Annotated in this window: 7 protein-coding genes and 2 pseudogenes; 6 read left to right on the forward strand and 3 right to left on the reverse strand. The window is 67.4% G+C overall.

Translation table 11 applies throughout. From position 1 onward, the window contains the following. Positions 1-393, reverse strand: a pseudogene (locus IF99_RS0129595) (ATP-binding protein); the annotation flags it as partial. A 504-nt stretch (positions 394-897) separates the two neighbouring features. Between IF99_RS0129595 and IF99_RS0129600 the strand changes: the two are divergent. Both IF99_RS0129600 and IF99_RS0129605 read left to right on the forward strand, forming a co-directional pair. After that, positions 898-2,286 (forward strand): hypothetical protein, encoded by a 1,389-nt coding sequence (locus IF99_RS0129600; RefSeq protein WP_031001425.1) that lies wholly within the window; start codon positions 898-900, stop codon positions 2,284-2,286. Positions 2,287-2,359: 73 nt separating this feature from the next. Next, positions 2,360-2,848, forward strand: coding sequence for an SAM-dependent methyltransferase (locus tag IF99_RS0129605; RefSeq protein ID WP_031001426.1), 489 nt, complete (start codon positions 2,360-2,362; stop codon positions 2,846-2,848). A gap of 79 nt (positions 2,849-2,927) precedes the next feature. Here the strand turns inward: IF99_RS0129605 and IF99_RS33080 are convergent, their stop codons facing one another. Together IF99_RS33080 and IF99_RS0129615 are read right to left on the reverse strand one after the other, a co-directional pair. Continuing rightward, a complete protein-coding gene (locus tag IF99_RS33080) occupies positions 2,928-3,191 on the reverse strand; it encodes a DUF397 domain-containing protein (protein ID WP_078655346.1) in 264 nt (87 codons plus the stop codon). Continuing rightward, positions 3,188-4,153 (reverse strand): helix-turn-helix domain-containing protein, encoded by a 966-nt coding sequence (locus tag IF99_RS0129615; protein WP_158716677.1) that lies wholly within the window; start codon positions 4,151-4,153, stop codon positions 3,188-3,190. Before IF99_RS0129615 ends, IF99_RS33080 begins: the two co-directional genes overlap by 4 nt. Positions 4,154-4,493: 340 nt before the next feature. Here IF99_RS0129615 and IF99_RS0129620 point away from each other — a divergent pair, with 340 nt between their 5' ends. The 4 genes and pseudogenes from IF99_RS0129620 to IF99_RS33085 all read left to right on the forward strand — a co-directional run. Further along, positions 4,494-4,871, forward strand: coding sequence for an ATP-binding protein (locus IF99_RS0129620; protein ID WP_037828083.1), 378 nt, complete (start codon positions 4,494-4,496; stop codon positions 4,869-4,871). Positions 4,872-5,111: 240 nt separating this feature from the next. Beyond that, positions 5,112-5,711, forward strand: a complete 600-nt coding sequence (locus tag IF99_RS31770; RefSeq protein ID WP_158716678.1) for a DUF6624 domain-containing protein — start codon at positions 5,112-5,114, stop codon at positions 5,709-5,711. Between the two features lie 270 nt (positions 5,712-5,981). Beyond that, on the forward strand, positions 5,982-6,449 hold the full coding sequence (locus IF99_RS31305; protein WP_051703762.1) for a hypothetical protein: 468 nt from the start codon (positions 5,982-5,984) through the stop codon (positions 6,447-6,449). 276 nt (positions 6,450-6,725) lie between these two features. Then, a pseudogene (locus IF99_RS33085) lies at positions 6,726-6,947 on the forward strand (glycosyltransferase); the annotation flags it as partial.

Below are 6,947 nucleotides of genomic sequence, written 5' to 3' on the forward strand. Positions count from 1 at the left end.
CGGGACGGGCACCGGTGGGCGCTCCCCGCGGCACAGCTCGTCCGCCGACCACTGCACCGACTTCTCGACGGCTGCCGCTGCCCCTGCAACCGCTTCTAGTGCCGCCGCCTGGGCATCCTCCACGGCCGACTGCACCGCGCCGGCGGCGGTGCGCGCTCCGCGTGCTGCCACCACGGCGACCCCCGCCAGTCCACAGACCAGGCCGGCCCCAATCCAGCCGCAACCTACCGACAGCGACCAGAGAGCGAAGGCGGCGACCAGCAGCACGGTAAGAAGCACCAAGGGCAGGGCCACGTCGCGACGGGCACGGTGCAGCGTGGGCGCGTCAACCGTGGGCCGCCGTCTGCGGTGGCCGGTCGCGGCTGGCCGTGCCGGGAAGGCGCTGTCAGGCATGGGAATCCTTGTCAGGGGGTTGGGCTATACGTGCTGCGGCGTCAGGTCTGCGGTGGCCGGGGGTGTGCTGCGGGAGGCGGCAGCTGATCGGTACCTCGTGCAGGGCTGGCCGCCCGCTCGCCGCGAAGTACCAGCCAGGCCGTCGGCTCAAGAGACAGACGGATGAGCGCTGATCATTGCCATGTCCTTGACACCCCCAGAAGGCCAGGCAGGCCAGCGCAGGACGAAGGCGGCGCCTCGCAGCAGGTTGACCGTCGGCCTCGGTCGCCCACCAGTTGGTTGTCTTCTCGGCGAAGGCGAAGGCGATAGGCGCATGGCGCAACTCCCGTTCGGATCCAGCCAAAGTGAGCCGAGATCACCCGTCAGATGTGACGGCCGACGTGTGATGTCAGTGATCTGGCCGCTACGGTGAGCCAACCGTGAATCCCGTCCGAGGGGTATCCCTTCGAGGACAGGAAGGCCGTCAAAGGCGTCAAAGATCATTCCGGACCCGAAGGGCAGTCCATGGCCCATGAACGCAACATCGCCCTCGCCGCACTCATGCGCGAAGCGGGCTGGTCTCAGCCCCAAGCAGCTGCCGCAGTCGCCCGCGTTGCTGCAGAGAGTGGTGTACGTGAGCTGAAGGCCGTCTCTCGCTCGCACATCGCGATGTGGATCCAGGGCACCAGGCCCAGCGGGCAAGCGCCGCATATCCTGCGTGAGACGCTGTCCCGCAGGCTCGGCCGCCAGCTCTCCCTGACCGACCTCGGGCTGAAAGTAGAGCCCGTCGGCTCGACCGACAGCAGTTCCGACTGGAGCGTCGATCCTCTGACCGTGCTGGCCGAGCTGGGAAGCGACGATCTGGACATGCACCGACGCAAGCTGCTGACGACCGCCGCGTACTCGGCCGCCGGTCTTGCCCTGCCTGCCACCTCGTGGTGGGCAGCCGCCCCCGCCACAGCGGCGACCCGCCGACCGTCCTCCTCGCGCTCGGTGACCCCAGCCGACATCGATGATGTCCGCGACCTCACGGCCTACTACTCGGCGCGCGACCAGAAGCGAGGCGGCGCAACCGGTCGCAAAGCCCTCGCCAGCCACCTGCTCGACGAGGCGGTACCGCTGCTCGGCGGCCGATTCCGTACAGATCAGCTCCGCCGAGACACCTACTCCGCCGTCGCGGAAATGACGTACCTCGCTGGCTGGATGGCCTTCGACGCCGGCGAACATCGCACCGCTCAGCGCTACCTCACCATCGCCGCCCGCATCGCGGCGGAAGCCGGAGACGGACCGCTCACTGGCCACGTCCTGCGCGCTCTCGCCCACCAGGCCGTCGACCTCGGGCACCCCCGCAGGGCACTTGACCTGGCCGACGCATCGATGTCCTGCGACCGCTACGGCCAGGCAAGCCACCGCGAGAAAGCTCTGCTGGCGATCGTGCACGCTCGCGCCCTCGCAGCTGGCGGTGACCGATCCGGAACCATGGCGGCCATCAACCGTGCGGAGCGGGACCTCGCCCGCGCCGATACCACTGAGGCGCCGACCCGCGTCGGCTTCTTCCAGGAAGCGTCCCTCGCCCACGAGACGGCCTGCGCTCTGCGCGACATAGGCCAGTCCCGCGACGCCGAGATCCACTTCAAGCGGAGCGTGGCCACGCGCCGGCGCCAGCAGTTCGCCCGCACCCACAGCGTGACCCTCGGCTACCTCGGCGCCGTCCAAGTGCAGAGAGGGAACCTCGACGAGGCGTGCGCAACCTGGAACGACGCACTCGACGCCATGACGGGCGTGCAGTCCGGACGGACACGTGATGTCATCGTCCGAATTCAGCGCGATCTCTCGCCTGTCCGGCACCGCGGAGGCCGCCATGTCGCCGAGCTGGACCGCCGGGCACGCGGCCTGCTCCGACCCGCAGGCTGATCGCGACACGGACGTTTGACGCCCCACGACCGCCCGCAATCCCAGCATCGCCCGACGAGAGGAAGCAGCACCGGTGACGACGTACGAGGTCGAAGCAGTCGCGACGGTCGTTGGCGGCCACACCCGCGTTCACGATGACTACCAGGGTGGGGTTCAGTCGGTGATTCGACTCAACGAGGCGTACCCCCTCGAAACCCTGCAGGGCATTGAGGAGTTCTCCCATTTGACTGTGACGTGGCGCTTCCACCTGGCGCGCCCCGAAGACGTCCAGCTGCACGCGCGCAGCCCACGGGGTAATCCGAGTTGGCCGGCGACCGGCACATTCGTCCACCGCAACCACCGGCGCCCCAACCAACTGGCAGTCAGCTACCCGCGGCTGCTCGGAGTCGACGGTCGGAACCTTGCCGTCACCGACCTCGACGCCGTCGATGGAACTCCCATTCTCGACGTTGCGCCGTACTTTGAGCAGATGGGCCCTCGTGGCCCAATTCGTCAGCCAGTTTGGCCGGGTGAGATGCTTGCGACCTACTGGGAGGACTCGGCAGGGCGCCCTCAGCCTTAGGACGAGGCCAGCAAACCAGGCGGAATGAGGCGGTTCCCCCCGCAACACTCCTGCGGGGGGCCTCTCCCGTACCAAAAGCTCAGTTGTCGACAACGACTGAGTCGAGAGCGCCCCTACGGACGGTGTCTATGAAGGCGGAGAATGCTGGGGCGGGGAAGGCCAGCGCCGGCCCGTCCTTCAGCTTGGAGTCCCGCACGCCGACCAGCCCGGACCTAGAGGCGGCAGCACTCCGTGCCGTGGTCTCGATGCAGTTGCCGTTGTCTTGCGAGCTGTAAGAAGACTTGTTCCACTGCTCTGCGGGTGCCAGGTCCGTGGAGACGGGGTAGTGCTTGGGATTCGTCATTTCCATAGTTTCTGTTCGAGGGTGTGCAGGAACTGCGGCGTCTGGTTCGGGCCCGGAGCCGACTTGACCATTGCGTCGAACTGCCGCTGGTACTGCGCCACGTCCGATGCCTTCGACCACATGGTGGTGGCCTTCGCGCTATCGCTCTGGACCACCGGGTCGAGGTCCACGAACTCCAGAACCGTGAAGTTGAACGCAGCTCGGTAGGTGGGCCAATCTTCGGGGATGATCTGGACCTCGACGGTGTCCAGCTCGTTGAGACGGATGATCTCTGCGTACTGCGCCCGCATCACCTCGGGCGATCCGACGAGCGTGCGCAACGTGGCCTCCGTCAGGATTATGTGCACCTCAGCGCCGCCCGACGCGAAAAGCTCCTTGCGGTCCATCCGCGACCGAACTCCTTGCTCGACGAAGTCCGTCGTTCGCTCCTCGACGACCTTCGCGGACATTCCGAGAGCCGTCGCGTATGACTCCTCCTGGAGGAGTCCGTGCACCACATTGAGTTCGTACCCCTTGACCTTGATCGCGTCGCGCTCCAGGCCGAGGTACATGGGCAGACCCGACGGCAGCACATTGCGATACGTCGTAAACGGCTCCTTGCTCAGGGAGTCTCGCTGCATCTTCAGCAGCGCGTCCCGGTCGTCGGGATCGGCAACCTCGTAGTAGTCCATGAGCTTTTCGAGGTCTGCCAGCTTGGGCAGCGGGATGTCGCCGGCTTCGACGCGGCTGATCTTCGACCGGGAGAAGCCGAGAGCCGTGGAGACTCCTTCAGCCGTTCGACCAGGCACCCTTTCGCGTAGGGCCCGGAGTTCCTTGCCGAGCATGACCCGCAGGTACGTCGGTCCTCGTCGTGCGGCCACCTGTCCCCTCACTTCGGTGTGCTGTTCGTCGGATCGAGGCCCCAGCTCGGCCGCATTGCGTAGTTGTCTGCCAGCCGGGAGGTTCAGTCCGGAGTCTGGCACGCTCTGCCTCCCGTGCACCACCCTCTGTCGGTTACCGGGCACTTGCCAATGTGGGCCCAAGAGGGTTCTCGTGCGTGCACTCCCTTGAATGTTAATTGGTGTGTGCGCAACGCTGGTTGGGCCGCGCGGGGGTCACCTTCTTGGAGGCGTGCCGCAGCGGACCGAGTGTGTGCGATGTGCTGCTGTACGGCGGGCCGTCATCCCTGTCAGGAGCGTAGCGGGCGCACTCGGTAGAAGGTCTGCCGACCGTGAGGGGTGCAGGACGATGACGAAAGCATGCCGACGAACCGACGCGCTCTCGCGTGGTGGTGTCCAGGGACAAGTCGGGCGTGAGTTCCAAGTGGAGCTGAACGTGACTCCGGAACAGCTCGGACGCTTCCGGCGCATCATCGCGGCGCACGTCCGCTGGTGGGGCCAGGAGGCCATCATCGACCGTGCTGTCATGTGCGCGACAGAAATGATGGGCAACGTCGCGAAGCACACCGACGGCAGGTGCCGGATTGTTCTCCAAGAGATGGCCAGGGGGGTCCGGATCGTCGTGAGCGACCACAATCCGACCCTGCCAAGCGTGTTGCAGCCCGACTGGGAGTCCGAGAGCGGCCGAGGCATGTGGCTGCTGAGCGAGACGGCGCAGAACTGGGGCGCAGTGCCGACGCCCGGCGGGAAGGACGTGTGGGCGGAGCTTTGTTCCGACAAGGTGGCGGAGGTAGCGCCATGACTCGGGCTGCCACCCGGCTTCCGGCAGCGGAGTTCGCCCGTAGGGGACGCCGGGCGCTAACGCTGCTCAGTGAAGCGTTTCTGCGCGATGGCCCTCCCACCTAGTTTCTAGTGCCGCGTTCCTCCTAGGGGGGCCCGCTGCCCCCTGCGGGCGCAGGCTGCCCCGTTTCTCGTACGTATCGGTCGCTCTCACCGGCCAAGCCGCGTGTGCGTCGGCCATCCACCCCACGACCGGAGCATCATGGAACCCGAACCGCGGCGCGCGGACTTCGCACGCGAGCTGATTACCCGTGCGGCGACGGCAGACGTCACCTGGTTTCGTTTGAACCGAGGGCAGTTGTCGCACCGGGAAATTGGCAAATGCCGTTTGGCCGACCACGCCAACGCCGAGGTGCTTCGCAGGATCACAGCCGATCATGGCTGGCCGGGTTGGAGTCTGGTGGGCCGCGACGGAGCGACCGCTGCCTGGCAGATCGCTCTCCGGGCGGACAGCCAACCAGCCGTCCAGAGGTACTTCGCTGACCGGATGTACCAGGCCGTTCGTGTAGGTGAGGCCGCGGTTCGCCACTGGGCACATTTGCATGATCGTTGTCTTCTCGGCTACGGCGCCGCCCAGGAGTTCGGCACGCAGTATCGGCACGGCCCTGAGGGTCCGCAGCGCCTGCGAGTGACTGAGCCGGGCGGGCTCGATGAACGCCGTGCCGAGGTCGGACTTCCGCCCGCGGAAGATGCGCTGGCCCGCCTTCACAAGCGTCTGACGGCGGAGTCGCGCCTGCACCCCGACCCCGGGGGCGAGGAGCAGGGCGACGTACCGACGGTCGAACTTGAGGCCATCGCATGACGTCGGCCATAGCCACCCCGCCGCAGCGAAAAGGCTCACGCCTTGGTAGCGCAGGCCCTGGGGAATCGGGGCCGGCGTAGTTGCGTCGCCGCCTCACCTTTTCAGGGAAGCAGACGGATGACTCGGGACCCACTGGCGCCCAAGCCGTTGCCCCCGTCACTCGTGCGGCCGTTATCCACCGCTCTCAGAACCTCGCCCCGCCTCGTCCAAGCGCTCTTGACCGTGCTGGACGGCGCCCCCTGGCACCAACGAACGAGAGGAATAAGAGGCATGAAGATCTCCACCGCCGTGTTGATCGCCGGAACCGCAGTCTCGGCCGCCGTCGCTACCGCCGTCATTGCAGGCATAGCCGGCGTCCACCAGGAGAAGCGGCGCCACGGCGACCGGATCGAGATCAGCTCCGCCCGTGTCCAAAAGGACTGGCTGACGCAGGTGGCCACCAACCAGGACCTCGCGAAGCTGTGGGCGCTCGACGACCTGAGCGCCGAGGACTACATGGGTCTCATGCATGCCAACCGCCAGCTCTGCGACCTCGGTCTGCTGGACAGGCTGGGCTTGGTCACTGATGAGCAGCGCGACCTCCACTCCTCCGTACTGATGGAGAACAGGGTGGTGCGCCTACTGGGGCCGATTCGGCCGTCTCCGGACCGCGGAAGCCGCTGCGCCGGGGACAAGCGCGCCATGGCCCGCACCGCCCTCCTGGACCGGGCCGCCCGAGACTACCCGGCAGCGGCCTGACCGACCCCCGCTCGGGACGTCACGCCTCGCGAGCGGGCAGTACCACGACCGGCGAGAGCCAATGCCGCCTTTCTCGGGCGGACAACGCCCCGTCGGTCGGGGGCGTACCAGCCCCAGCGGGCTGTAGCGCACACGGCCTCACCTGCCGCAGGCACAGCCCCGACCATGACTCGTCTCCCGGCCCGCTGCTGTTCAGGGCGTGGGCCGGGAGACGGCTCCAACACCCGGCCACGAAGGACGCGGCACCACCCGCTTCCTCCTTCAGACGCACAAGGCGTCCCGCGCAGCGGCGCCGGAACCGTCTCCGAGCTGACGGCCCTCGGCAAGCCGTCCGTCCTCATCCCCCTCGCCACCTCAGCGGGCAACGAGCAGGAGCACAACGCGCTCCACCTCCAAGGGGCCGGGGCCGCTGTAGCGCTGACCGGAGACAGGGCCACCGCGTCCGCGCTGCGGGGCGCCCTGGAACCTCTTCTGTCCGACCCACAGCGCCGGGAGACG

Source organism: Streptomyces sp. NRRL F-5630 (assembly GCF_000719475.1).
Lineage (GTDB): Bacteria > Actinomycetota > Actinomycetes > Streptomycetales > Streptomycetaceae > Streptomyces.